We start from the raw sequence: 25677 nt of genomic DNA, 5'->3' as shown, positions 1-25677 counted from the left end.
GGAGGGGATAGCCCGTCATCGATCAACGATCGAAGTCGCGCGAACGGCCCTTGCTGCCGTAGCTGTCACGGTTGCCGTCGCGGTTGCCGTAGCTGCGACGCTGCGCGCCGTTGCCACCGTCACCGAAGCGGCTGCCGCCGTTGTTGTCGCCGAAGCGACGCGGGGCGCCTTCGCGGTTGCCGTAGCTTTCGCGGTTGCCGTCACGACTGCCATAACCGCCAGCGTTGCCGCCGGTGGTGTTGCCGTAGCCACGGCTGCCGTCTTGCGTACGGGCGGGGCGCTGTTGCCAATCGCCACGGTTTTGCTGGCCTTGGCCGTACGACTGACGCGGAGCGCGGTCGTCGCGGTTCCATTCACGTTGGCCACCTTGGTAGCCGCCGCCGTTACCGTTGCGATCGTCGCGGCGCGGAGCAAAGCCGTCGCGGTCGCCGCCGAAGCTGCGCTGGAAGCGGCCTTCGCTGTTGCCGCCATTGCCACCCTGGCGTGCGCCGTAGCCTTCGCGCTGGCCGCGATAACCGCCGCCATTGCCACCGTTTCCACGGTAGCCGCCACGGTCGCCACCGGCACGCGGGCCGCCGGTACGCGGCTTGGGCGAGCGCTTCGGCTCCAGGCCTTCCACCACGGAGGCGTCGATGCGGCGATCAACGAAGCGCTCGATGCGGCGCCATTGGAACGTGTCGTTGTGGTTCACCAGGTTGATGGCGATACCGCTGCGGCCGGCACGGCCCGTACGGCCGATGCGGTGCACGTAGTCTTCGGCTTGCTTGGGCAGGTCGAAGTTGACCACGTGCGTGATGTCCGGCACGTCGATGCCGCGGGCGGCCACGTCGGTGGCCACCAGCACGCGCAACTGGCCGCGGCGCAGTGCCGTCAGCGTGCGGTTACGCGCGCCCTGGTGCATGTCACCGTGCAAGGCGCCGGCGGAGAAGCCGTGCTCGGTCAGGCGTTCGGCCAGCGAATCGGCATCACGCTTCGTCGCCGTGAAGACGATGGCTTGCTTGAGCGACGCATCGCGCAGCAGGTGATCCAGCAATTGCTGCTTGTGCGACATGTCGTCGGTGAAGTGCAGGCGCTCTTCGATGTTGCTTTGGTCGATCTTCGCGGCGGCGATTTCGATACGCTGCGGCTCGCGCATCATGCGCTCGGCCAGTTGCTCGATGCGGCGGTCCATCGTTGCCGAGAACATCAGCATCTGACGCGTGGTCGGCGTGGCGCCGACGATGGCTTCGATGTCATCCGAGAAGCCCATGTCCAGCATGCGGTCGGCTTCGTCAAAGACGAGCATGTCCAGAGCCGACAGGTCGATGCGGCCCGAGTCGATGTGGTCGAGCAGGCGGCCCGGCGTAGCGATGATGATGTCCGGCATGCGTGCCAGCATATCGAGCTGCTTCGGGTACGGCATGCCGCCCAGGATGCTCGCGCAGACGATGCGGCGCAGATGGCGGCCGTATTGTGCGGTGGCGGTGGTCACTTGCAGGGCCAGTTCACGCGTGGGCGTGAGCACCAGCAGCGACGGCTTGGCCGGCGCCGGGCGAGGGCGGCGACCCTTCATGCGTTGCGGCGGGCCGTCCATGCGCGGACGCTGCGGCTCAGGCTGCTCGCTGATGCGCTGGATGGCCGGCAGGATGAACGCGGCGGTCTTGCCCGAACCGGTCTGGCTCGTGACCAGCAGGTCGCGGCCCGACAGGCACGCCGGAATGGCTTGCGCCTGCACCGGCGTCGGTGTGGTGTAGTTCACTTCGCCCAGCGCGCGGACGATGCGGTCGTCCAGGCCCAGCGCAGCAAAGGCGCTGGCACGGGTCGCGGCTTCGGCGATGAGGTTTTCGGTATTGGTGTTGATGGTTTCAGCGTGCGCAATGGCGCCGCTGCCGTCTTGAGGCTGCGTCATGTCGAATAGGTAGTAAGGCTGCCGCGCCGCTACATCAACGGATGCAGACGACGGAAATGGGATACGGCGACCGGTTAATCACGGGCGTCGGCGCCAATCGGATAAGGCCGGTTCGACAGACGGGCTGCAGAACGGACAAGGCGGGGGAGTGGGCCGGCCTCAAGCTGAACAGGTCAGCGAGGTGGGGCGGCGGTCCCTTCGGCGTGATGTGAATCCACGCGGGAGATCGGAGACGATGCCAAGCACAATGGCAATCGGCTGCGCATGCATGCAACGGGCGGGGATTCGGACGATGCGCGCCGGTGGGAACCAGCACATCGGCCAACCGCGGACCGAAAAATACGGCAGTAAGCAGCCAAGCCACGGACTATAGCACGAATTTTTGCAGTGCGCAAAATTCCGCTGGCGCCGCGTGTGTCGGCGCCGCCGCTTGCCGGATCGAACGTGCAGCCTATACTCCAGAGACCGGCCACGCTCGGCCGGAAAGGGGCGGATGATGGAATTCCCGATGGCCTTCTCCAACCTATATCTGTTGCTCGCCGTTTGCGTTGCGGGCGTGATTGGACTGGCGTCTGCGCCACTGGTGATTCGAGGCGCGCGAGTAGGGATTCGCGTGCTGCTGACGATCATCGGGGTGTTGATCGGCCTGCTCGTGCTCGAAGCGCTGCCGGTGCTGACCTAGATGGCCCGGGGCCATCCGCAGCCATAGGCCCGCCCGCGTGTGGCGGGCCTCATCGTTTTGTGCGAGCAAGAAAAAGAAAAGCCAGGCTGCTTGCCTGGCTTTGTCGCGTCTGCTGGTCCCGCCGACAGGAATCGAACCTGTATCTCACGCTTAGGAGGCGCGTGCACTATCCATTGTGCTACGGCGAGAGACCGACCCCGGGTGACGTGAACGGCCGCCCGAGCGAGCCGCGATTCTACGCAATTTGCAGAGCCAAGACCAGTGAAGCACGGGGCTGGAAGGCGCTCCTCGGCCAGCAGTTACAGGCCTCACATGAAACGGTGATGACGGCGCCGGTTCTGTGGGGAGCCGCCTACAGTTCAGACGCAGTTGTGACGAAGCAAACGCTAAAGCGAACGAACGATCGGTCAAAGAATCAGATTTAAGTATTACGAACTTTGCACGATTGTTCACGGAAGTTATGCTTCATCACCCCTTTTCAGAACCCCTAGGCGACCAACATGCTGACATCCGAAGAACGGGACGATCCGTGGACGGTGGAGCCGTCGCTGGAAAGCCTGCTTCCCAAGCATCGGTCTGGCACGATCGATCGACCGATCTATTTCCGTCACACCGATACGCCCGACGGCCACGTCATCAAGCAGTTTCCTGACGGCTCGCGCCAGCTCGTGCGCTTTGTCGGCCTGGAAGAGCAGGTCGTCAAACACTTTCTCTGACTCCGCTTCCTGCGCTGGCGAGCGGCTTCGTGCACATCTCGTAAGACATGATGTGTTGTGTTTCCTGACGATGCACTGACGTGATCAGCGCACTATCATTCGCAAATATTTACGTAAGCGATTGATAAGTTCATGGGAAGTATGCAAGGGTTTGCGCCTGCCACGCCGTCGGCGCACGACCATTACTCCGGAAAGCGATCCCTGGGTGAGCCGCGCGCCATCGACATGGTTGTGCCGTGTCCGGTACGCGACTGGACGCCTGCCGTCACGTCTGATGAAGCCGCTGCCATGCGTTCCGCGCTGGAACGCGGCAATGTGCTGCATTTTCCCGGGCTCGACTTTCCACTTGATGTCCGAGAGCAGCGTTTTCTCGACGCACGGTGGTCCGACGGCAAGACGAAGAACATCAACCTGCGGGCCACCGAGACGCGCGTGCGTGGCGCCGTCGGGCAGCCTGCAGACCTACGCGATCTCGCTACCCTGATCGAGCGTTACGCCGGTGCAGCGGAGCGCCTGGTGCTGGCGTTGTTTCCCGACTATGGCCCGCACTTGAAGCGAGCCGGGACATCGTTGCGGCCGGCCGAGATTGCGGGGCGCCCGGTCAGCTGGCGTAAGGACGATACGCGCCTGCACGTCGATGCATTTCCGTCGAACCCGCTGCATGGCCAGCGGCTCTTGCGTGTGTTCCACAACGTCGATCCGGATGCCCCGCGCGTCTGGCGCATCGGCGAACCGTTTGCCGACTTCGCCGAGCGGTTTGTGCCGAAAACGCGAGGGCTGCTGCCGGGACAATCGTGGCTGATGCACAAGCTGCATATCACCAAGCGCCTGCGCTCCGAATACGATCACCGCATGCTGCAGCTGCATGACCTCGCGAAAGCGGATCTGGTCTATCAACGCACGGCGCCGCAGCAGACGTTCGAATTCGCGCCGGGTGCGACGTGGGTAGTCTTCAGCGATCAGGCGCTGCATGCGGCGATGCGCGGTCGCGCGATGATGGAGCAGACGTTTTATCTCGACCCAGCGGCCGTTGCCGATCGGACCCATTCGCCCGAAGCTGTCCTGTCGCGCATCCTGAATAGGCCGATGCTGCCGGCCCAGCGCTGACCGCACAAACAAAAACGCCGCCATGCATGACGGCGGCGCTGATGCTCCGCGCAGTTCTCTTTAATCAGCGACTTTGTCGCTCGGATACTTGAACGAGTCGCGCAGCAAAAAGCTCATCGGGATATCCAGCTTGGCACTGTGCGGCGGAATCGGTTGCTGGAACCACTTCTTGTAGAGCTTCTCGGCGTCGTAGTCGAGGATGATGTTCGTCATCGCGCGATCGACCAGCCGCTTGAACTCGGCGTCGTCCTTGCTCAGCATGATCGCGTAAGGCTCGACCGTCAGCATGTCGCCGACGACGGCGTAATCGCTCGGGGTCTTGGTGTTGGCGCGGAAGCCATAGAGCAGCACGTCGTCCATTGCAAAGGCGTCGGCCTTGCCCGCTTCGACCATCGCGAAGGATTCAGCGTGGTCCTTGGCTTCGAGAAACTTCATGTTGAGCACGCGCACGTCGTTCATCTTGCGCAGTTCCGCCACGCTCGTGGTGCCCTTGGTGGTGACGACGGTCTTGTCGCGCAGATCATCCCACCGGCGAATGCCCGACGAACTCTTGACGATCATGCGGATGCCCGCGATGTAGTGCGGGATCGTGAACGCCACCTTCTCGCGGCGTTCGCGGTTGTTTGTGGTCGAGCCGCATTCGAGGTCGGCTTTGCCTTCCATGATGGCCGGCATCCGCGTGGAGGGCGTGACCATCACGTATTGCACTTTCAGGTCGGGCCGCTTGAGGTCGGTGCGCAGCTTGTCGACCACGCGCAGGCACAGGTCGACGGCGTAGCCGACGGGCTTTTTATCGGCGTCGTAGAACGAGAAGGGCACGGAGCTTTCGCGATAGGCGACGCGGACCGTGCCGGTATCGCGGATGCGGTCGAGCACCGGCGTGGAGGATGCCAGGGCAGTGCCTGGTACGAGACTGGACAGCGAAGCGAAGAGCAGCGCTGCAGCCGGCAGCGCGCGCTTGAAGAACGGCATGGTTGTATCCCCCGGAAAGAATCGGCGGCCCACGTTATCGTTATGCCCGGCTCGTGACCGGAGGGCCTGCCGCATGATACGGCGCGGCGTCGCAGCCTGCAGGCCTGCGCTTTTCGGGTGTTGTAAGCAGGCTGCAAGAGTGGATTTCGCCCTCTAAAAGTCGGCCTGTGGCGGGTGCGTTGCAGTGGTGCGTGGCGCACACGCGGTGTGCGCCACGCACTGTCCCAGCTGTGCGGCCGGTGCAAGGGACACCCCCTGAGGTGCACGCTTGACGCGGCATGCGTTGCTGCGGTGCGAAGCCGCACCGGGCCTAGCGTTAGGCGTTTTTCCCTACCGGGTTTGTCCCGACTGCCCGAGACGGACCAGGGGCGCTATGCTCCGGCCATGTCTTGTTCGCAAGGCATCGAGGAGAGACTCTTCCGGCCCGCCGAAAGCGGGCCGTTTTCTTTGCCGCTTTCGCGTTCGAGCTCGCTCAGTTCTGATTCGGCAGCACATTGCCCGGCTGAGGCGCCTGCCGTGGCCAGTTCGAGAACGCGAAAATCCACAGCGCTACCAAGTTCACCACCGGCACCAGCACAAGCAGGGCCCACCACGGTGAGAATCCGGTCCGCAGCAAGATCTGCCGCACCGGAATGCCTGCCACGATCAAGATGATCAACACCCCGAAGAGTCCGCGCATCGTCGTTCCCTTTCGTAACGGTATGGATGGCGCGGCCGGAAAAAGCGAGTCCGGCGGCACAAGCGTTATAGCACCGGCATCTGCAAGCGCAATGCCGCCGATGGAAGACGCCCGGGGCGACTACAATACGCGCCTTCCGGCCCGTACGCGGCCTGCACCTTTTTCACTCCAGCATGGCCCTGTTTTCCATTACCGATGCGCAACTGGCGTTCGGCCACGTGGCGCTGCTCGACCACACCGATTTCTCGCTGGAGGCCGGCGAGCGCGTTGGCCTGATCGGCCGCAACGGCACCGGCAAGTCGTCGCTGCTCAAGATCGTGGCGGGGACGACGTCGCCGGATGACGGCCTGATCGCCCGCCAGAGCGGCGTGACCTCAGCCTATGTGCCGCAGGAGCCCGAATTCGACCCGGGACAGACCGTGGCCGAAGCCGTGGCGATGGGCGTGCCGCATGCCGCCGGCCTGCTGGCTGAATACGAGGCGCTGATCACGTCGATGGGCGATTCCCACGATGAGGATGCGCTGCACAGGCTGCAGGCGCTGCAATCCCAGTTGGAAGCGGCAGACGCGTGGCAACTGCGCACGCGCGTCGAAACGACGATCGCCCAGTTGGGCCTGCAGCCCGGCGCGCGCATCGGTTCGCTTTCGGGCGGCCTGACCAAGCGTGTGGCGCTCGCCCAGGCGCTGGTGGGCGCGCCCGACATCCTGCTGCTGGACGAACCGACCAACCACCTCGACTACGACTCCATCCGCTGGCTCGAAGACTTGCTGCTGGCTTTCCGCGGCAGCGTGTTGTTCATCACGCACGACCGGGCGTTTCTCGACCGTGTGGCCACGCGCATCATCGAGCTCGATCGCGGCAAGCTGCGCTCGTACCCCGGCAACTTCACGGCGTATCAGACGCGCAAGGCGCAGGAGCTGGAAGCCGAAGCGCTGGAAAACGCCCGCTTCGACAAACTGCTCGCGCAGGAAGAAGTGTGGATCCGCAAGGGTGTGGAAGCGCGCCGCACACGCAGCGTCGGCCGCGTTGCGCGGCTGGAACAGATGCGTGTGGAGCGCCAGGCGCGCCGCGAAGTGCAGGGCAACGTGAAGCTGGAGGTTTCGCAGGGCGACCGCTCCGGCAAGATCGTCGCCGAGCTGATCGACGTGACCAAGCGCTATGGCGACAAGACCGTCGTCGACAACTTCACCGCCACCATCATGCGCGGCGACAAGGTCGGCATTCTCGGCGCCAACGGCGTCGGCAAGACCACGTTGCTGAAGTTGATCCTGGGCGAACTGGCGCCGGATTCGGGCACGGTGCGCAACGGCACCAACCTGCAGGTCGCGTACTTCGACCAGATGCGCGCGCAATTGGACCTGAACCGCTCGCTTGCCGACACCATCAGCCCGGGCAGCGACTGGATTGAAGTCAACGGCCAGCGCAAGCACGTGATGAGCTATCTGGGCGATTTCCTCTTCCCGCCCGAGCGCGCGCGCTCGCCGGTGGCGTCGCTCTCGGGCGGTGAGCGCAACCGGCTGCTGCTGGCGCGGCTGTTTGCCCGGCCGGCCAACGTGCTGGTGCTCGACGAGCCGACCAACGATCTGGACATCGACACGCTGGAGCTGCTGGAAGAACTGCTGCAGGAATACAGCGGTACCGTTTTCCTCGTTTCGCACGATCGCGCGTTCGTCGACAACGTCGTGACTTCGGTGATTGCGGCCGAGGGCGAGGGCCGTTGGCGCGAATACGTGGGCGGGTTCTCGGACTGGCAGACGCAATCGGCACGCGCGGCGCAGATGGCGCAAGCCGCCAAGCCCGTCGCCGAGGAGAAGAAGCCCGAAGCCGCCAAGCCGCGCGAGCGCGCCACTGTCAAGCTCAGCTACAAGGAGCAGCGCGAACTGGACGCGCTGCCCGCCACCATCGAGGCGCTGGAGGCGGAACAGAAGCAGGTCGGCGGCGAGCTGGAGGACGGCACGATCTACGGCCGAGACCCGGAGCGCGCGCAAAAGCTGGCCGAGCGCCACGAAGCTATCGAACTGGAGCTGCTGGAGGCGCTGGAGCGCTGGGAAGCCCTCGAAGCCAAGCGCGCCGGCACGGTGTGACGCTGCAGTAACGACGCAATATGTCGGCGGGATGTCGGGCGAATGTGAGTTTTCGCGCGCATCCCGACGCTGACGATCCCTCCGCATTGTTGAGGACAGCCTTTACAATGCGCGCTGCATTCCCGGTGCTTGGCGACAGACCCAAGCCTGGTCAGTTTTTCCGCCTTCCATGAGCAAAACCTCCCAATACAGCGAATCGTCGATCAAGGTCCTCAAGGGCCTGGAACCGGTCAAGCAACGGCCGGGCATGTACACGCGCACCGACAATCCCCTGCACATCGTGCAGGAAGTCATCGACAACTCCGCTGACGAGGCGTTGGGCGGCTACGGCAAGCTCATCGCCGTGACGCTGCACAAGGACGGCAGCGTAAGTGTCGAAGACGATGCGCGCGGCATTCCTGTCGGCATCCACCCCGAAGAGGGCGTGCCGGTGGTCGAGATCGTCTACACGCGCCTGCATGCCGGTGGCAAGTTCGACAAGGGCCGCGGCGGCGCATATGCGTTCTCCGGCGGCCTGCACGGCGTGGGCGTGTCGGTCACGAACGCGCTGTCGACGCGGCTGGAAGTGACGGTCTGGCGTGACGGCAATGTGTCGACGCTCGCGTTCTCCGGCGGCGACGTGATCGAGCCTCTTGCCACCCGCAAGGCCGAACGCGGCGAAAAGAAGAGCGGCACACGCGTGCGCGCATGGCCCGACGCCAAGTATTTCGATTCCGACAACATCCCGCAGGCCGAACTGCAGCGCCTGCTGCGCAGCAAGGCCGTGCTGCTGCCGGGCGTGAAGGTCACCCTCACGCTGGAAAAAACCGGCGAGACGCTCGAATGGCAATACGACCAGGGCCTGCGCGGCTATCTGGTCGAATCGCTTGCGCAGGGCAGCGGCGCCGAGCCGGTGATCCCACTGTTCGAAGGGGAGCACTTTGCCGACCCCGACAAGCCTGGCGAAGAAGGCTTTGCCTATGGCGAAGGCGCGTCGTGGGTGGTGGCCTGGACGGAAGAGGGCTCGCCGGTGCGCGAGTCGTACGTCAACCTGATCCCGACGCCCGCTGGCGGCACGCACGAATCCGGCTTGCGCGAAGGCCTGTTCCAGGCCGTGAAGAGCTTTGTCGAGATGCACGCGCTGCTGCCCAAGGGCGTCAAGCTGATGCCAGAAGATGTGTTTGCGCGCGCTTCGTTCGTGCTGTCGGCCAAGGTGCTCGACCCGCAATTCCAGGGGCAGATCAAGGAACGCCTGAACAGCCGTGACGCGGTGCGGCTGGTATCCACCTTCAGCCGCCCGGCGCTGGAGCTGTGGCTGAACCAGCACGTCGATCACGGCAAGAAGCTGGCCGAACTCGTCATCAAGCAGGCGCAGGCGCGCACACGTGCCGCGCAGAAGGTCGAGAAGAAAAAGGGCTCCGGCGTTGCCGTGCTGCCCGGCAAGCTGACCGACTGCGAATCCGACGACGTCACCCGCAACGAACTCTTCCTGGTGGAAGGCGACTCGGCCGGCGGCTCGGCCAAGATGGGCCGCGACAAGGAATTCCAGGCCATCCTGCCGTTGCGCGGCAAGGTGCTGAACACCTGGGAGACCGAGCGTGACCGCTTGTTCGCCAACAACGAAGTGCACGACATTGCAGTCGCCATCGGCGTGGACCCGCACGGTCCGAACGATGCGATCGACCTGTCGGGCCTGCGCTACGGCAAGATCTGCATCCTGTCCGATGCCGACGTGGACGGCGCGCACATCCAGGTGCTGCTGCTCACGTTGTTCTTCAAGCACTTCCCGCAATTGATCGATCGGGGGCACGTATGCGTGGCCCGTCCGCCGCTGTATCGTGTCGATGCGCCGGCGCGCGGCAAGAAACCCGCGCAGAAGCTCTACGCGCTGGACGACGGCGAGCTGGAAGCCATTGAAGACAAGCTGCGCAAGGACGGCGTGAAGGAAGGCGCTTGGCAGATCTCCCGCTTCAAGGGCCTGGGCGAAATGAGCGCCGAGCAGCTCTGGGAAACCACCATGAACCCCGACACGCGCCGCCTGCTGCCCGTGGCGCTGGGCGAACTCGGCCAAGACCAGACCATCAACATGATGAACATGCTGATGGGCAAGGGCGAAGCCGGTGCGCGCCGCACGTGGCTGGAAGCGCGCGGCAACGAAGTCGAAGCCGATATCTGACCGCAAACCGACAACGATGAAGCTTTCCGTACGTTTCGCATTCGCATTGACGGCGCTGGCCCTGTTGGCCAGCCAGCCGGCGCGCGCGGACGTCTACGGCTACATCGATGAAAACGGTCTCGCGCATTTCGCTGCCGAACGGCTGGACGATCGCTACGTGCTGTTCATGAAAGGCGCCGCAGTGGCGGGCAAGGGCGACGACAAGGCGAAGGACGACAGCGCCATCGCCCTGCCGGCGACCGAGCTGCCCGATGCCGACGCCTATCTCAACGCCAGCAAGCGCGATGCGCTCGACAACGCCGCCGGCATGCGTCAGCGCCTGGTGCGCGCGGTGCTGCAGCATCCGAACGTGCCGACGGTGGAACCGCTGATCCGCCAGGCCGCGAGCAAGCACGGTATCGACCCCGCGCTGGTGAAGGCGGTGATTGCCGCCGAATCCGGTTTCAACCCGCAGGCCGTGTCGCCCAAGGGCGCGATCGGGCTGATGCAGGTGATTCCGGACACCGGCGCGCGCTACGGCGTGACAGGCGACGCCCGCCGCACCGCCGCGCAGAAGCTGGCCGACCCCAAGACCAACATCACCACCGGCGTGCGCTACCTGAGCGATCTGCTGCGCATGTTCTCGGGCAACCTCGAACTCGTGCTGGCCGCCTACAACGCGGGCGAGGGCGCGGTGCAGAAGCACGGCAATGACATTCCGCCCTACGCCGAGACACAGAACTACGTGAAGACGGTGCTGCAGTTCTATCGCTACTACAACCCGGTCGCCGCCGTGCCCGGCTTGATGAACGTGAGCGGCAACGGCGTCATCGCCACGCGCAAGCCGGGCCGCACGGGCCGGCCCGCACGCATCGAACTCGTATTGGACCCGGCCACTGGCGTGGCCACGAACCTCCCCCAACATTGATCCTGGCGGCGCCGCCACGTTGAAGCGCGCCGCTTTCGCTTGAGCCTCCATGGAACAACAAGACATCCTCTTCGACCCCAGCGAGCCGGCCGAAGCGCTCACCCTTGGCGCCTATGCCGAGCGCGCTTACCTCGACTACGCCATCAGCGTGGTCAAGGGCCGCGCACTGCCCGAGGTGGCCGACGGCCAGAAGCCGGTGCAGCGCCGCATCCTGTTTGCGATGCACGAGATGGGCCTGCGCGCCGACGCGAAGCCCGTCAAATCCGCACGCGTGGTCGGTGACGTGCTCGGTAAATATCACCCGCACGGCGATCAATCCGCCTACGACGCGCTGGTGCGCCTGGCGCAGGATTTCTCGTTGCGTTATCCGCTGATCGACGGCCAGGGCAACTTCGGCTCGCGCGACGGCGACGGTGCGGCGGCGATGCGCTACACCGAAGCGCGCCTCACGCCCATCTCGCGCCTGCTGCTCGAAGAGCTGGACCAGGGCACGGTGGACTTCATCCCGAACTACGACGGCTCGATGGAAGAGCCGAAGCTCCTGCCGGCGCGCCTGCCGTTCGTGCTGCTCAACGGCGCATCGGGCATCGCGGTGGGGATGGCCACGGAAATCCCGTCGCACAACCTGCGCGAAGTGGCGAACGCCACCGTGGCGCTCATCCGCGACGACAAGCTCACCAGCACCGACCTGATGCAGTACATGCCGGGTCCGGACTTCCCGGGCGGCGGCCAGATCATCTCGTCTGCGGCTGACATTGCGCAGGTGTACGAAAGCGGTCGCGGCAGCCTGAAGGTGCGTGCGCGCTGGAAGATCGAAGAACTCGCGCGCGGCCAGTGGCAACTGGTGGTGAACGAGTTGCCGCCCAACACCTCGTCGCAGAAGGTGCTGGAAGAGATTGAAGAGCTGACGAACCCGAAGGTGCGCACGGGCAAGAAGTCGCTGTCGCCGGATCAGCTCACCATGAAGCAGACCATGCTGGGCCTGCTCGATGCCGTACGCGACGAGTCCGGCAAGGACGCCCCGGTGCGCCTCGTGTTCGAGCCTAAGAGCAAGAACATCGACCAGCAGGAATTTGCCAACGCGCTGCTGGCACACACATCGCTGGAATCGGGCGCGGCCATCAACCTGGTGATGATCGGCACGGATGGCCGGCCGCGCCAGAAGGGCCTGGCTGAGATCCTGCGCGAATGGATCGCCTACCGCTTCGCCACGGTCACGCGCCGCACGCGCCATCGTCTGGGCAAGGTCGAAGACCGCATCCATATCCTCGAAGGCCGTCAGTTGGTGCTGCTGCGCATTGAGGACGTGATCCGCATCATCCGCGAGAGCGAGGAGCCCAAGGCCGCGCTGATCCAGGTCTTCAACCTGAGCGATCGTCAGGCCGAAGACATCCTGGAAATCCGCCTGCGCCAGTTGGCTCGCCTGGAAGCCATCAAGATCGAGCAGGAGCTGAAGAACCTGCGCGAAGAACAGGGCGAGCTGGACGTGCTGCTGAAGTCCGAGACCATGATGCGCCGTCGCATCATCAAGGAGATCGAAACCGACGCGAAGCAATACGGCGACGACCGCCGCACCTTCATCCAGGAAGAGCGCCGTGCCGCTGCCGAAGTGAAGGTCGTCGACGAACCCGTCACGGTGATCGTCTCGCAGAAGGGCTGGGTGCGCACGCGCCAGGGCCATGGCCACGATGCCACGCAGTTCGCCTTCAAGGCGGGCGACACGCTGTACGACACGTTTGAATGCCGCACCACCGATGCGCTGCTGATCTTCGGCACGCGCGACGACAAGGGGACGGGTCGCGTCTATTCCGTGGCCGTGGCGAACCTGCCTGGCGGCCGTGGCGACGGCGTGCCGCTGACGACGCTGATCGAACTCGCACCGGGCACGCACATCGCCCACACCTTCGCGGGCCATGCCGAACAGAACCTGGTGATCTCCACGCGCGGCGGCAACGGCTTCCTCGCCAAGGTGGGCGACATGGTCGGCCGCCAGAAGGCCGGCAAGGCGTTCCTGACGCTGGACGAGGGCGATCAACCGAACAAACCGGCGCCGGTGCCGGCGGACGCTTACGGCGTGGCGTGCCTGTCCGAAGGCGGCCGCATGCTGCTGTTCCAGATCAGCGAGTTGAAGACGCTCGCCAGCGGTGGCCGTGGCGTGATCCTGATGGAGCTGGAGAAAACGAAACGCTGCTCCAGGCGGTGGCCTTTGGCGCAGCGGGCTTTGTGCTCTCGGGCACCGGTCCGCGCGGCGGCAAGGCAGTCGAGCAGACCCTGACGACGCGCGCCCAGGAGCCGTACGCCGGCAAGCGCGCACGCAAGGGCAAGACGCTGGAGCCCAAGCTCCGCGATCCGAAGCTCTCGTTGCCCAAGCCCGCGCCGGACGCCGCCTGAACCCATGAGCGATCCGACCGCCGCGCCTGAAGCCAACATCGCAGCAAACATCCCGTCCTGCAGCAAACTCTTCACCGAGTTTGCGCGGATGGGCCTGTCGGGCTTCGGCGGCGTGCTGCCCTTGCGCGCGCCGGCATTGTCGATCGCAACCGCTGGCTCTCCAACACCGAGTTCGCTGAACTCCTGAGCCTGGGCCAGGTGTTGCCTGGCCCGAATGTGGTCAACCTTTCGGTGATGCTCGGCTACCGCTTTCACGGGGTGCGCGGCGCCGCGGCCGCCATGGCCGGTCTGGTGCTCACGCCCGCCGTAGTGCTGTTGCTGATCGTCATGCTGTACGACCACTTCAGCGCGCTGTCGGTGGTGCAGAACCTGCTCAAGGGCATGGCGGCGGTGGCAGCGGGGCTGGTGCTCTCAACGGCCGTGAAGCTGGCGCAGGGGCAGTCGCGCACCTGGCGTGCGCTCGGCATCGGCCTGGCGGTTTTCCTGACGATTGGCGTCCTGCAGTGGCCGTTGCTGCCGGTCATGCTGGTGCTGATTCCGCTCGCACTCGTGCTCGAATGGTGGGCAATGCGATGAGTTATCTCACCACCGTCTTCGACCTGTTCTGGCACTTTCTCGTGCTGTCGTTTCTCGCCATTGGCGGGGCCAGCTCGACGCTGCCCGACATGCACCGTTTCCTGGTCGACACTCGGCATTACATGACAAGCGAGCAGCTGAGCGCCATGTATGCCATCTCGCAGGCGGCGCCGGGCCCCAACGTGCTGTTCGTGGAGTTGTTCGGCTGGCAGGCGGCGGGTCTGGGTGGGGCGATTGCCTCGCTGGTCGGCATCTGCGGGCCATCGTGCGTGATTGCTGCCGTCATCGCGCGCGTCATGGACCGCAAGCCCGACGCGCGCTGGATTGCACTGGTCCGCCGCGGCCTCGCACCGCTGACGATCGGCCTGCTGTTCTCCACCGGCTGGGTGCTCGCACGCGCCGCAGACAGCAGCTTCAGCACCATCGCGCTGACCGTGGCGACGGTCGTGGCGTGCTCCTTCACCCGTGTCCACCCGCTGGTGCTGGTTGGGTTGGGGGCATTGGTCGGCGGCATGGGTTGGGTGTAGCGCTCGTGCCGCACGGCCAGCGAAATCCAAGGCGGACGCATGTCCGCCTTTTTCTTGACCCGCTCGCCATCGAGCCGGGCGCGCAGCCCTCGGGAATACCCCAATGCCGCTCATGATGTATATACAACAACATATCGATCAAAGCGATGTTGTCTGTATGTGAATTCCGGTCCGCTTAGCGCATGCGTCAAGCCCCGATCTGCACGGACAGCCTCGCCGACATAAAGAGGAGACAGTTTGGAACACCTTCAACGCAACCTGCGCGCGCGGCATATCCGCTTTCTCGCGCTCGGTTCGGCCATCGGCACGGGCCTTTTCTACGGCTCTGCTTCGGCCATCCAGCTGGCCGGGCCGGCCGTGATCCTCGCGTACATCATCGGCGGCGCGGCCGTCTACATGGTCATGCGCGCGCTCGGCGAGATGGCGGTGCGCCAGCCGGTTTCCGGCTCGTTCGGGCGTTATGCGCGCGACAACCTCGGCCCGCTCGCCGGCTTTCTCACCGGCTGGACGTACATCCTCGAAATGGTGATCGTCTGCCTGGCCGACGTGACCGCCTTCGGCATCTACATGGGCTTCTGGTTTCCCGAGGTCCCGCAATGGATCTGGGTGCTCGGCATCGTCATGCTCATCTGCGGCCTCAACCTCTGCAACGTCAAGGTGTTCGGCGAGATGGAATTCTGGCTCGCGCTGATCAAGATCGTGGCGATCGGCGCCATGATCGTCGGCGGCACCGTCATCCTGTTCCTCGGCGTGAAGATGAACGGCGAGCACGCATCGGGCCTGAGCAATCTCTGGTCGCACGGCGGTTTCCTGCCGCACGGCGTGGGCGGCCTCGTGGCGTCGTTTGCCGTGGTGATGTTCGCGTATGGCGGCGTCGAGATCATCGGCATCACCGGCGGCGAGGCGCAGAACCCCGACAAGGTCATCCCCAAGGCCATCAACGCCGTGCCGGCGCGCATCCTGTTGTTCTACGTGCTGACCATGTGTGTGCTGATGGCGATCTTCCCGTGGACGGGCATCGACGGCCAGGGCAGCCCGTTCGTGCAGATCTTCTCCGGACTGGGCATCCAGTCGGCGGCGGCCATCCTCAACCTCATCGTCATCTCGGCCGCCATCTCGGCCATCAACAGCAACATCTTCGGCGCGGGCCGGATGATGTACGGCATGGCCGAGCAGGGCCAGGCGCCGCGCATCTTTGCCGCCACGTCGCGGCACGGTGTGCCCTGGGTGACGGTGCTGTTCATGGCGGGCGCGCTGCTGTGCGGCGTGGTGCTGAACTACCTGATCCCAGAGAATGTCTTCGTGATCATCGCGTCGATCGCCACGTTCGCCACCGTGTGGGTCTGGCTGATGATCCTGCTGTCGCAGGTGGCGATGCGCCGTCGCCTGTCGGCCGAAGAAGTGCGTGCACTCAAGTTCAAGGTGCCGCTGTGGCCCGTGGGGCCGGCCCTTGCGATCGTGTTCATGCTGTTCGTGATTGGCGTGCTGGGCACCATGGAAGACACGCGCGTGGCGCTGTACGTTGGCGCAGGCTGGGTGCTGCTCATGTCGGTCGCATGGTATCTGCGCGTGAAGCCCAACGCAGCAGCCGTTCTGGCGGAAGAGGCCAGCGGGGCGTAAGCCCGGCCCGCCCCCGCAAATAAGAAGACAAGTTCCGGAGACAACCCATGTCGAACCACACCTCTGCGCCGTCGTACGCCGGCCGCGCCGGCGCGCAGGCGACCGTCCACGCGCAACCGCTGTCACGCACGCGGGCCATTGCCGCCATCACCATCGGCAACGGCCTGGAGTTCTATGACTTCGTGGTCTACAGCTTCTTTGCCACGCTGATCGGCCGGCTGTACTTTCCGGTCGGCAATGCGACCGGTCAGTTGCTGATGTCGTTCGCCACCTTCGGCGTGGGCTTCCTGATGCGTCCGCTCGGCGGTCTGCTGATCGGCATGTACGCCGATCGCGCAGGCCGCAAGCCCGCCGTGGCGCTCACGTTGTGGCTGATGGGCCTGTCCTCGCTCGTCTTTGTCGTCACGCCCACCTACGCCCAGATCGGCATCGTCGCGCCCATGCTCGTCGTGCTGGCGCGGTTGGTGCAGGGCTTTGCCATCGGCGGCGAAATGGGCGCTTCGACTGCGCTGCTGCTGGAATACGCCGACGACCGCTCGCGCGGCTTCTATACGAGCTGGCAGCCGTTCAGCCAGGGGCTGGCCGCGTTGTTTGGTGCGCTGGTTGGCCTGCTGCTGAGCAACGTGCTGGCGCCTGCGGCGCTGGAGTCGTGGGGCTGGCGCCTGGCGTTCGTGATCGGCATTCTCGTCATCCCGGTCGGTCTGATCATCCGCCGCCGTCTGGAGGAAACTGCCGCACCGCTCAGCACGCGCGAAGCCGACGCCACGCTGCCGCTGCTGCGCGAACATCGTCGCGCGCTCGTCGCCAGCATCCTGCTGATGGTCGGCGTGGCCTCGTCCACGTACATCATCGTCTACTACCTCAGCAACTACGCCGTGAGCGTGCTGCACATGCCGCTGTCGCTCGGCATCTGGGCGGCGTGCATTGCCGCGCTGGTGCAGGTGGTGCTGTCGCCGTTTGCAGGGCGGCTGGCCGACCGCGTCGGGCGCCGCAAGGTCGTGCTGTGGTCGCGCGTTGCGCTGCTGGCGATGATCTATCCGGCCTTCGCACTCATCAACGCAGACCCCTCGCTCGCCCGCTTGCTGATCGTGGTCGGCTGCTTGTCGGTGCCAATGTCGATGACCTCGCCGGCCTCGATGGTGCTGGTGAGCGAGGTGCTACCGCAGCGGCTGCGCGCCACGGGGTTGTCGATTGCCTACTGCGTGGCCATCGCCATCTTCGGCGGCTTTGCGCAGTTCTTCTCGACCGAACTGATCCACCTCACGGGCAATGCCAACGCGCCGGCTTTCTACGTGATCGGTTGCGGCCTCGTCTCGCTGATCGGGCTGGCGATGGTGCCAGAGACGCTCGGCCGCCGCCTGTCGTAACGCTCAGTCCACCCCAACGAAACCACCGGTCTGGTGCGCCCACAGCCGCGCATACAGGCCGCCGTGTTCCAGCAGCTCCGCGTGCGTGCCGCTCTCGACAATGCGCCCTCCATCGAGCACAACGAGCCGGTCCATGCGCGCGATGGTCGAGAGCCGGTGCGCGATGGCAATCACGGTCTTGCCCTGCATCAGCGTTTCCAGGCTTTCCTGGATGGCGGCTTCCACTTCCGAATCCAGCGCGGACGTGGCTTCGTCCAGGATCAGGATCGGCGCGTCCTTGAGCAGCACGCGCGCAATCGCGATGCGCTGCCGCTGACCGCCCGACAGCTTCACCCCGCGTTCGCCCACCAGCGCATCAAAGCCGCGTCGCCCTTGCGCATCGGATAGCTGCGGGATGAACTCGTCGGCGCGCGCACGGTGGACGGCCTGCATCAGCTCGGCCTCGGTGCTGTCGGGTTTGCCGTAGCGCAGGTTGTCGCGAATGGAGCGGTGCAGCAGCGACGTGTCCTGCGTGACCATGCCGATCTGCTCGCGCAGGCTCTCTTGTGTCACCGCTGCAATGTCCTGACCGTCGACGAGAATCCGGCCGCGCTCCACGTCGTACAGGCGCAGCAGCAGGTTGACCAGCGTCGATTTGCCCGCACCCGACGGGCCAACCAGGCCGATCCGTTCGCCAGGGCGCACCACGAGGTCCAGCCCTTCGATCACGCCGCTGCCCTTGCCGTAGTGAAAGCCGACGTGCTCGAAGCGCACTTCGCCGCGCGTCACGTGCAGCGGCTTGGCATCGGGCTGGTCGATCACGGCGCGCGGCAGCGCGATGGTCTGCATGCCGTCCTGCACCTGCCCGACGTTTTCAAAGATGCCGTTGACCACCCACATGATCCAGCCCGACATGTTGTTGATGCGGATCACCAGCCCCGTCGTCAGCGCGATGGTGCCGGCGCTCACACGGCCCTCGCTCCACAGCCACAGCGCGAGCGCCGATGTGCCGACAATCAGCAGGCCGTTCATGGCCGTGATGGTGAAATCCATGCCGCTGATCATGCGGCCGGACAGGCGCGTCTTGTCCGTCTGCTCGGCCATGGCGTCGCGCGCGTAGCTTTCTTCATGCTGCGTATGCGCGAACAGCTTGAGCGTGGTGATGTTGGTGTAGCCGTCAACGATGCGGCCCATCAGCTTGGAGCGCGACTCCGTGGCGATGACCGATCGCGCCTTCACGCGCGGCACGAAGTAGCTCAGCGCCGCGACGTAGCAGCCAATCCACACCAGCAGCGGCACCACGAGCCACCAGTCGGCCTTGGCGAACAGCACCATCGCACTGATCGCGTAGATCACCACATGCCAGAGCGCATCCACGGACTGCACGGCGGAATCGCGCAATGAAAACCCGGTCTGCATGATCCGCTGGGCAATGCGGCCCGCAAAGTCGTTCTGGAAGAACGTCAGGCTTTGCTTGAGCACGTAGCGGTGGTTCTGCCAGCGGATCAGGTTCGACAGGTTGGGGTTGATGACCTGATGCACGAGCACGTCGTGCAGCCCGAAGATGACCGGCCGCGCGATCAGCGCCACAAAGGCCATCCACAACAACTCGTTACGGTGGCGGCCAAAGAACGCGGGGCCGGGTGTCGCTTGAATCATGTCGACGATGCGGCCCAGGAAGTCGAACAGCGCGACTTCAATCAGCGCACCCAACAGCCCCACGACCAGCAGGAACGCGAAGACGCCGCGCACTTCGCGCAGGAAGTAGGCGTAGAAGCGCCAGACGTTGGCCGGAGGCTGTGTGTCGGGCAGGGGACGGAACGGATCGATGAGCTTTTCCAGGCGGCGCAGCAGCATGTCGGGTCGGGGGTGAAGAGGAGACCGACGCCCCAGGGCGGGACGTGCGCGGAAGAGCTGCCCATGATACGCGCGTGAAAGTGCCCTTGTTGGCGGGGTGGCTTACGGCGTGCAGGGCTCGGCGGGTGGAGCTCAGAGCTCGGCGCTTGAGGCTTTTTGCTCGGCGGTTGGAGCTCGGAGCTCGGCGCTTGAGGCTTTTTGCTCGGCGGTTGGAGCTCAGAGCTCGACGCATGAGGCTTTTTGCTCGGCGGTTGGAGCTCAGAGCTCGGCGCGTGAGGCTTTTGCTCGGCGATTGGAGCTCAGAGCTCGGCGCGTGAGGCTTTTGCTCGGCGGTTGGAGCTCAGAGCTCGACGCGCGAGGCTTTTTGCTCGGCAGGTGGAGCTCGGAGCTCGACGTGCGAGGCTTTTCGCTCGGCAGGAGGAGCTCGACGTGCGAGGCTTTTGGTTCGACGTGTCGGGTTCGCATGAAAAAAGCCGCTCGATTGAGCGGCTTTCGGGTTCCGTCGGGAGCGGGGCTCAGTGCACCACCATCCGCGTGAACGGCTCCACATAGGCCTGCAGGGTAATCATCAGCCCCACCAGGAAGGCGAGCGCCAGCGAGTGGAAGAACACGTAGCGCAGGATGTCGCCCTCGTGGCCGTACCACTTGGTGGCCGTGGACGCCACGACGATGGACTGCGCGTCGATCATCTTGCCCATCACGCCGCCCGAGCTGTTGGCCGCCGACATGAGGATCGGCGACAGGCCAAGCTGCTCGGCCGTGGTCTTCTGCAGGCCGCCGAACAGCACGTTCGATGCCGTATCCGAGCCGGTCAGCGCCACCCCCAGCCAGCCCAGCATCGTGCCGAACAGCGGGTACAGCACGCCCGTGTGGGCGAAGGCCAGGCCCAGCGTGGCGTCCAGACCGGAGTAGCGGGTCAGGTAGCCGATGCCGAACATCGCGCAGATCGTCAGCAGCGAATAGCGCGTGAGCTTGATGGTGTTCCAGTACTCCTTGAGCATGCGCGGCAGCGAGTAGCCCATCAGCAGGCCGCCCACGAGGGCCGACACCAGGATGCCCGTGCCCGCCATCGACAGGACGTTGAAGTTGAAGACCGCGCCTTCGGCAATCACCTTGGGCACCACCGGCGGGCCCTTGAGGACCATCTTGTCGAGGCCCGGGATGGCGAATTTGTAGGCCCACAGGCCGTCGGCAAACGCCTTGAACTGCGGTACGCCCCAGATGAAGACGAACACCGTGAGGATCACCCACGGCAGCCATGCCTGCACGCGCGTGATCTTGCCGTTGGTGGCCGTGGTGGCTTCGCGCGCCTCCGCGGCGGCTTCGGGGTCGACGCGGGAGTTGTCCTCACGGTTGCGCAGGGCGGTCGACGTCCAGATCGTCTTGGGCTTCCACACCTTCAGGAACAGCGTGAGCGTGCCCATCGACACCAGCGCAGCAATCACGTCCACCAGCCACGGGCCGTGGAAGTTCGACACCAGGAACTGCGGAATGGCAAACGACACGCCCGCCACCAGGATCGCCGGCCAGATCTGCAGCATGCCGCGGAAGCCCGCAAACGCCCAGATCAGCCAGAACGGCACGAGCACCGAGAAGAACGGCAACTGGCGGCCGACCATCGCGGAGAGCTGCAGCAAGTCCAGCCCCGTGACCGACGCCAGCCCGATCAGCGGAGCCCCCAGCGCGCCGTAGGCCACCGGCGCGGTGTTGGCGATCAGCGCCAGCCCAGACGCGGCCAGCGGCGAGAAGCCCAGGCCGATCAGGATGGCGCCCGTAACGGCCACCGGCGTGCCGAAGCCCGCGGCGCCTTCGAAGAACGCGCCAAAGCTGAACGCCACCAGCAGCAGTTGCAGGCGGCGGTCTTCGGTAATGCCGGAAATCGAGCTCTGCAAGACCTTGAATGACCCGTTCAAGGTGGTGAGCCGATGCAGGAAGATGATGTTGAGAACGATCCAGCCAATCGGGAACAGGCCGGAGACGATGCCCAGGCCCGCTGCCTTGCCGGCCATTGCGGTCGGCATGCCGAACACGAACGAGGCGATCCCCACCCCGACAATCAGCGCCAGGCCCGCGGCCAGATGCGCCTGCATATGGAAGAACGCCAGCGAGCACAGCAGCACCGCTACCGGTATCCCGGCTGCGATGGTCGACCACACGGCACTGCCGAGCGGGTCATAGACTTGATTCCACATCTTGATCTCCTCCTGTTTGGGCGTTTCAGTTCTTCTCGATACCGAACGTCTTCTGTCGCCCCTTTTTTAAGGGGCAAACGCGGATTGTAGGAACAAGCGTGTCCGGGTCCCGGCAATATTCTGTCACTTTCGCCCTGAAAAGTATTCATCGGCGCTGGCGCGTGGTATGGCGCGGGGTGCGCAATTGCACCGGGTAAATCCGGGTTGTGGAATCATTGCGCCTGCAGCGCAGCCCACCCAACCCGCACCCACTCCAATTCGCCTTCCATCCATGGCTTCTCTGACGGCCTTCCTGTCTCGCCGCCGCGGCGCCCGTTTGGCTACCGCCGTGCTCACCGCGTTTGCGGCAATGGCAATGCTGTCGCCCGCCGTGCATGGCCAGAATGCGGCAGCGCCAACGCAACCGAATGCAGAAGCGACGCGGCCGCGTATCGGTCTGGTGCTCTCTGGCGGCGGGGCGCGCGGCTATGCGCATATCGGCGTGCTCAAGATGCTGGAGCGCATGCGCATTCCCGTGGACGTGATTGCCGCCACCAGCATGGGCGCCGTGGTGGGCGGCCTGTACGCCAGCGGCATGCGTGCGGACGCGCTGGAGCAGAAGCTCTCGCAGGTGGACCTGAGCGACATCGCCTTCGATCGCAACGATCGGGCCAAGCTGCCGCAGTCGCTGCGCGAGGATGATTTCCAGTATCCGATCGGCCTGTCCGCCGGCTATGGCGACGGCAGGCTCAAGCTGCCCACCGGGCTGGTGCAGGGCAACCGCCTGCTTGCGCTGCTCAAGAACTGGACGGCGCAGTGGCCCGACAACATCGCGTTCTCGCACCTGCCGATTCCCTTCAAGGCCATGGCGACGGATCTGGCCACGGGCGACGGGGTGATTCTCGACCACGGCTCGCTGCCGCTGGCCATGCGCGCCAGCATGGCGGTGCCCGGCCTGTTCGCGCCCATCGAAGTGGGCGGCCGCACGCTGGTGGATGGCGGCCTGGTGAGCAACCTGCCCGTGCAGCTCGCGCGCGACATGGGCGCGGACATCATCATCGCGGTCAACATCGGGTCGGATTTGCAGCGGCCGGAAGATCTGACCTCGCCGGCGGCGGTGACGCAGCAAATGATCACCATCCTCGTCGGCCAGAACGTGCGGGCGCAAGGCGCTGCTGCGCGGCAAGGATGTGTTGATCGAGCCGCAGCTCTCGGAGCTTTCATTCACCGATTTCGCCAAGGGCCCGCAGGGTGTGCGGCAGGGGGAGCGCGCGGCGCAGGGCGCGGAGGCGAAGCTCGCGACGTTGTCGCTCTCGCCGCAGGCGTATGCCGCGTACCGCGCTGCCCACGAGCCGCAGGGCACGTTGGTGGCCGGCGCGCGCATCGACGCCATCGATGTGACCACCAGCGGCCGTGTGCCGCCCGCGCGCGTGCGCCAGTTGATCAAGGTGCGCGAAGGCGACGCATATGACGCCGAGGCGCTGAATCGCGAACTGTCGGCGCTGGCCACCACGGGCGACTTCGAAACCGTGACGCAGCAACTGGTGGAACAGAACGGCGTGCATACGCTGAAGATCGACGCCCGTGAAAAGTCCTGGGGCAACCAGTTCTTCCTGTTCGGGCTGGGCATGTCGACCAACTTCGACGGGCGCGGCGCGTTCAACGTCAATCTCGGCCACCGGTATCCGTGGCTCACGCAGAGCGGGCTGGAATGGCGCAATGACATCGTGCTCGGCAGCAACCGGGCGAGCATCCATACCGAATTGCGCCAGCCGCTCTGGCAGGCGCGCGGGTTCTACGTGGCGCCGTATGCCGAGTATTCGCGCCGCCGCTTCGACCTCTACTTTGACGACCAGGCGCCGACCAAGGAGGCCAAGGCGTTCAACAGCATCACCATGGAGACCGCGCGTGCCGGCGTCGACCTCGGCATTCCGCTCGGCCGCAAGGGCGAACTGCGGCTGGGCGTGAACTACATGAGCAAGAGCGCGGCGTTCAACTATCTGGCGTTGACGGACGAAGGGGCGCTGGATCTGCCGACGCTGCGCGCCAAGCAGCCGGCCTTCCGCGCGCAGCTGACGCTGGACCAACTGGATGACCCGCTGTTTCCGCGCAGCGGCTATTACTTCTACAGCAGCGTGGAAGCCGGTTTTGGATCGCTCGACAAGAAGTTCAACACCGCCCAGGCCAAGGGCCTGTGGGCGACGAGCTACGGCCGCCACACGTTCAATGTGGCGCTGGAGGGCGCCGGCCAGTTTGGCGTCAACAGCCCGACGCGGGAAAACGGCGGCAACACGGGCAATGGCGCCAACGAAGGCTTCTTCCTGGGCGGCTTCCAGCACCTTTCGGCGTACGCGCAGGATCAGTTCAACGGCCAGTACATGCTGTACGGCCGCCTGACCTACCTGTACGACCTGCGCATCGACGATCTGCTCGGCCTGCGCGCGCCGGTGTTCGGCGCCAGCGCGGAGGCCGGCAACGTCTGGCAGCTGCGCAACAACTTCGGGCGGGGCCCTTACCTGAAGAGCGGCAGCGTATTCGTTGGCGGCAACAGCCCGATCGGGCCGCTGTACTTTGGTTTTGCGGTGGCGCCGCAGGGCGTGTGGAACGTGTACCTGCAGCTCGGCCGCGTCTTCTGACCTGACGTTCTGAAACCGCAGCAGGCGGCAGCAGGCTTGCGCGCGCGGCGGCAATGCGCGCTTCGTAAGGTCTTGATCAGACTGGGAAATCAATCGGTCAGGTCGCGGCGGACGTGCGTGCTAGCCTTCCGCTTCGCTTCGTTCAAGACCTCGGGCGCGGTCGCGCCCAGCCCCTTTCTCATGATGTTCTCCGTGTTGTTCCGTCGTTACCGTTCGTCCCGGTGGTTGTTGTGCGCGTGCGCCCTGGCTGTGTTGCAGGCGTGCGGCAAGCATGCGGATGAGGCCGCCAAGCCCGCTGGTCCGCCGGAGGTCGAGTTTGCCGTTGCACAGCGCTCCGATGCGCCGCTGGTGACCGAATTGCCGGGCCGGCTTGAGCCGTATCGCGCGGCGGAAGTGCGGGCGCGCGTCGACGGCATCGTCCTCAAGCGCGCCTACGAAGAAGGCCAGGTGGTCAAGGCCGGCCAGGTACTGTTCCGCATCGATCCGGCGCCGCTCAAGGCGCAGGTGGACGCCGCGCAAGGCGCGCTTGCCCGTGCGCAGGCGCAACTCGCCATCGCCCGCGACAAGGTGGCGCGCTACAAGGGACTGGCCGCCACGCGCGCCGTGAGCGAGCTGGAATACGCTGAAGCGCAAGCCGCCGAGCGCCAGGCCGCCGCAGACGTGGTCTCCAGCCGTGCCGCGCTGGAAACCGCGCAACTGCGCTTGGGCTACGCCACCGTCACGGCCCCGATTGCCGGGCGCTCGCGCCGCGCGCAGGTCACCGAAGGTGCGCTGGTCAAGGAAGACGCTGCCACGCCGCTCACCACCGTCGAGCAGATCGATCCGATCTACGTGGACTTTGCGCAGCCCGCCGCCGAAGTGCTGGCCCTGCAGCGCGCGCTCAAGAAGGGCCAGGCCGCCGCATTGAGCGGTCAGGACATCGGCGTGCAGGTCATCCTGAGCGACGGCGTGGCGTACGAGCGCCCGGGCAGGCTGCTGTTCTCCGACTTGGCGGTGGACCGCGCAACGGACAACGTTTCGATGCGCGCCGTGCTGCCCAACCCCGACGGCCTGCTGCTGCCTGGCATGTACGTGCGCGTGAAGCTTTCGCACGCCGTCCAGCAGGGCGCGGTGACGGTTCCCAAGGGCGCGTTGCAGCGCGACCGCCAGGGAGCATCGGTGTTTGTGGTGCAGGCCGACAATACGCTGGCCGTGCGTCCCGTGGCTGCGCAAACGTTGGCCGGTGACCAATGGCTGGTGACCAGTGGGCTGTCCGGCGGAGAGCGCCTCGCCATTCCGGGCATGCAGACGCTGGAAGCGGGCATGGCGGTCAAGCCGGTGCCCGCAGCACCGCGTGCTGACACCAAGCCGAAGAAGGGCTGAC

The 25677-nt window shown here is 65.3% G+C and carries 15 protein-coding genes, 1 tRNA gene and 5 pseudogenes; 15 read left to right on the top strand and 6 right to left on the bottom strand.

All coding sequences use genetic code 11. From position 1 onward, the window contains the following. Positions 1 to 22 precede the first annotated feature (22 nt). Positions 23 to 1888, bottom strand: coding sequence for a DEAD/DEAH box helicase (locus OWR21_RS05820; protein WP_332394778.1), 1866 nt, complete (start codon positions 1886 to 1888; stop codon positions 23 to 25). Between the two features lie 493 nt (positions 1889 to 2381). On the opposite strand from OWR21_RS05820, the gene OWR21_RS05815 reads away from it, so the two are divergent. Continuing rightward, the gene (locus OWR21_RS05815) at positions 2382 to 2570 is read left to right on the top strand and encodes a hypothetical protein (RefSeq protein ID WP_012435166.1); all 189 of its coding nucleotides are present in this window, start codon (positions 2382 to 2384) and stop codon (positions 2568 to 2570) included. A 113-nt stretch (positions 2571 to 2683) separates the two neighbouring features. Here the strand turns inward: OWR21_RS05815 and OWR21_RS05810 are convergent. Next, positions 2684 to 2758, bottom strand: a tRNA-Arg gene (locus OWR21_RS05810). 312 nt (positions 2759 to 3070) lie between these two features. On the opposite strand from OWR21_RS05810, the gene OWR21_RS05805 reads away from it, so the two are divergent. Both OWR21_RS05805 and OWR21_RS05800 read left to right on the top strand, forming a co-directional pair. Further along, the gene (locus OWR21_RS05805; protein ID WP_316874202.1) at positions 3071 to 3286 is read left to right on the top strand and encodes a hypothetical protein; all 216 of its coding nucleotides are present in this window, start codon (positions 3071 to 3073) and stop codon (positions 3284 to 3286) included. A 132-nt stretch (positions 3287 to 3418) separates the two neighbouring features. Further along, on the top strand, positions 3419 to 4393 hold the full coding sequence (locus tag OWR21_RS05800; RefSeq protein WP_316874203.1) for a Kdo hydroxylase family protein: 975 nt from the start codon (positions 3419 to 3421) through the stop codon (positions 4391 to 4393). A gap of 60 nt (positions 4394 to 4453) precedes the next feature. On the opposite strand, the gene OWR21_RS05795 is transcribed toward OWR21_RS05800, so the two are convergent. After that, positions 4454 to 5365 (bottom strand): amino acid ABC transporter substrate-binding protein, encoded by a 912-nt coding sequence (locus tag OWR21_RS05795; protein WP_332394777.1) that lies wholly within the window; start codon positions 5363 to 5365, stop codon positions 4454 to 4456. Positions 5366 to 5837: 472 nt separating this feature from the next. Next, positions 5838 to 6044, bottom strand: coding sequence for a hypothetical protein (locus tag OWR21_RS05790; RefSeq protein ID WP_206275766.1), 207 nt, complete (start codon positions 6042 to 6044; stop codon positions 5838 to 5840). Between the two features lie 173 nt (positions 6045 to 6217). Here OWR21_RS05790 and OWR21_RS12585 point away from each other — a divergent pair. The 10 genes and pseudogenes from OWR21_RS12585 to OWR21_RS05750 all read left to right on the top strand — a co-directional run. After that, a pseudogene (locus OWR21_RS12585) lies at positions 6218 to 7051 on the top strand (ABC-F family ATP-binding cassette domain-containing protein); the annotation flags it as partial. A 201-nt stretch (positions 7052 to 7252) separates the two neighbouring features. Beyond that, positions 7253 to 7564, top strand: a pseudogene (locus OWR21_RS12580) (ATP-binding cassette domain-containing protein); the annotation flags it as partial. 258 nt (positions 7565 to 7822) lie between these two features. Further along, positions 7823 to 8128: a hypothetical protein gene (locus tag OWR21_RS12575; RefSeq protein ID WP_410003868.1), complete on the top strand. Its 306-nt coding sequence runs from the start codon at positions 7823 to 7825 to the stop codon at positions 8126 to 8128. A gap of 169 nt (positions 8129 to 8297) precedes the next feature. Beyond that, the gene (locus tag OWR21_RS05780) at positions 8298 to 10283 is read left to right on the top strand and encodes a DNA topoisomerase IV subunit B (protein WP_332394775.1); all 1986 of its coding nucleotides are present in this window, start codon (positions 8298 to 8300) and stop codon (positions 10281 to 10283) included. 16 nt (positions 10284 to 10299) lie between these two features. Then, positions 10300 to 11190: a lytic transglycosylase domain-containing protein gene (locus OWR21_RS05775; RefSeq protein WP_147214156.1), complete on the top strand. Its 891-nt coding sequence runs from the start codon at positions 10300 to 10302 to the stop codon at positions 11188 to 11190. Between the two features lie 49 nt (positions 11191 to 11239). Next, positions 11240 to 13581: pseudogene (gene parC / locus OWR21_RS05770) on the top strand (DNA topoisomerase IV subunit A). A 4-nt stretch (positions 13582 to 13585) separates the two neighbouring features. Then, positions 13586 to 14157 (top strand): annotated as a pseudogene (locus OWR21_RS05765) (chromate transporter). Next, the gene (locus OWR21_RS05760; protein WP_316888132.1) at positions 14139 to 14684 is read left to right on the top strand and encodes a chromate transporter; all 546 of its coding nucleotides are present in this window, start codon (positions 14139 to 14141) and stop codon (positions 14682 to 14684) included. Before OWR21_RS05765 ends, OWR21_RS05760 begins: the two are co-directional and overlap by 19 nt. Positions 14685 to 14921: 237 nt before the next feature. Further along, positions 14922 to 16304: an amino acid permease gene (locus tag OWR21_RS05755; RefSeq protein ID WP_332394774.1), complete on the top strand. Its 1383-nt coding sequence runs from the start codon at positions 14922 to 14924 to the stop codon at positions 16302 to 16304. 47 nt (positions 16305 to 16351) lie between these two features. Then, the gene (locus OWR21_RS05750) at positions 16352 to 17671 is read left to right on the top strand and encodes an MFS transporter (RefSeq protein WP_332394773.1); all 1320 of its coding nucleotides are present in this window, start codon (positions 16352 to 16354) and stop codon (positions 17669 to 17671) included. Between the two features lie 3 nt (positions 17672 to 17674). On the opposite strand, the gene OWR21_RS05745 is transcribed toward OWR21_RS05750, so the two are convergent. Together OWR21_RS05745 and OWR21_RS05740 are read right to left on the bottom strand one after the other, a co-directional pair. After that, complete coding sequence (locus OWR21_RS05745; RefSeq protein WP_332394772.1) at positions 17675 to 19507, bottom strand: ABC transporter ATP-binding protein; 1833 nt, start codon at positions 19505 to 19507, stop codon at positions 17675 to 17677. Between the two features lie 515 nt (positions 19508 to 20022). Further along, on the bottom strand, positions 20023 to 21699 hold the full coding sequence (locus tag OWR21_RS05740; protein WP_147214163.1) for an L-lactate permease: 1677 nt from the start codon (positions 21697 to 21699) through the stop codon (positions 20023 to 20025). A 271-nt stretch (positions 21700 to 21970) separates the two neighbouring features. On the opposite strand from OWR21_RS05740, the pseudogene OWR21_RS05735 reads away from it, so the two are divergent. Next, positions 21971 to 24314: pseudogene (locus OWR21_RS05735) on the top strand (patatin-like phospholipase family protein). 180 nt (positions 24315 to 24494) lie between these two features. Beyond that, positions 24495 to 25676: an efflux RND transporter periplasmic adaptor subunit gene (locus tag OWR21_RS05730; RefSeq protein WP_442968601.1), complete on the top strand. Its 1182-nt coding sequence runs from the start codon at positions 24495 to 24497 to the stop codon at positions 25674 to 25676. Position 25677 lies beyond the last annotated feature (1 nt).

This window comes from Ralstonia sp. 1B3 (assembly GCF_036631435.1).
Note: the sequence above shows the minus strand (reverse complement) of the source record. Positions and strands in the feature narration are given on the sequence as shown.

Coding starts and splice junctions, on each gene's coding strand:
- OWR21_RS05790 (WP_206275766.1), bottom strand. CDS start 6,044: ATGCGCGGACTCTTCGGGGTGTTGATCATCTTGATCGTGGCAGGCATT.
- OWR21_RS05750 (WP_332394773.1), top strand. CDS start 16,352: ATGTCGAACCACACCTCTGCGCCGTCGTACGCCGGCCGCGCCGGCGCG.
- OWR21_RS05775 (WP_147214156.1), top strand. CDS start 10,300: ATGAAGCTTTCCGTACGTTTCGCATTCGCATTGACGGCGCTGGCCCTG.
- OWR21_RS05815 (WP_012435166.1), top strand. CDS start 2,382: ATGATGGAATTCCCGATGGCCTTCTCCAACCTATATCTGTTGCTCGCC.
- OWR21_RS05795 (WP_332394777.1), bottom strand. CDS start 5,365: ATGCCGTTCTTCAAGCGCGCGCTGCCGGCTGCAGCGCTGCTCTTCGCT.
- OWR21_RS05730 (WP_442968601.1), top strand. CDS start 24,495: ATGATGTTCTCCGTGTTGTTCCGTCGTTACCGTTCGTCCCGGTGGTTG.
- OWR21_RS05805 (WP_316874202.1), top strand. CDS start 3,071: ATGCTGACATCCGAAGAACGGGACGATCCGTGGACGGTGGAGCCGTCG.
- OWR21_RS05820 (WP_332394778.1), bottom strand. CDS start 1,888: ATGACGCAGCCTCAAGACGGCAGCGGCGCCATTGCGCACGCTGAAACC.
- OWR21_RS05745 (WP_332394772.1), bottom strand. CDS start 19,507: ATGCTGCTGCGCCGCCTGGAAAAGCTCATCGATCCGTTCCGTCCCCTG.
- OWR21_RS05800 (WP_316874203.1), top strand. CDS start 3,419: ATGGGAAGTATGCAAGGGTTTGCGCCTGCCACGCCGTCGGCGCACGAC.
- OWR21_RS05740 (WP_147214163.1), bottom strand. CDS start 21,699: ATGTGGAATCAAGTCTATGACCCGCTCGGCAGTGCCGTGTGGTCGACC.
- OWR21_RS12575 (WP_410003868.1), top strand. CDS start 7,823: ATGGCGCAAGCCGCCAAGCCCGTCGCCGAGGAGAAGAAGCCCGAAGCC.
- OWR21_RS05780 (WP_332394775.1), top strand. CDS start 8,298: ATGAGCAAAACCTCCCAATACAGCGAATCGTCGATCAAGGTCCTCAAG.
- OWR21_RS05760 (WP_316888132.1), top strand. CDS start 14,139: ATGGTGGGCAATGCGATGAGTTATCTCACCACCGTCTTCGACCTGTTC.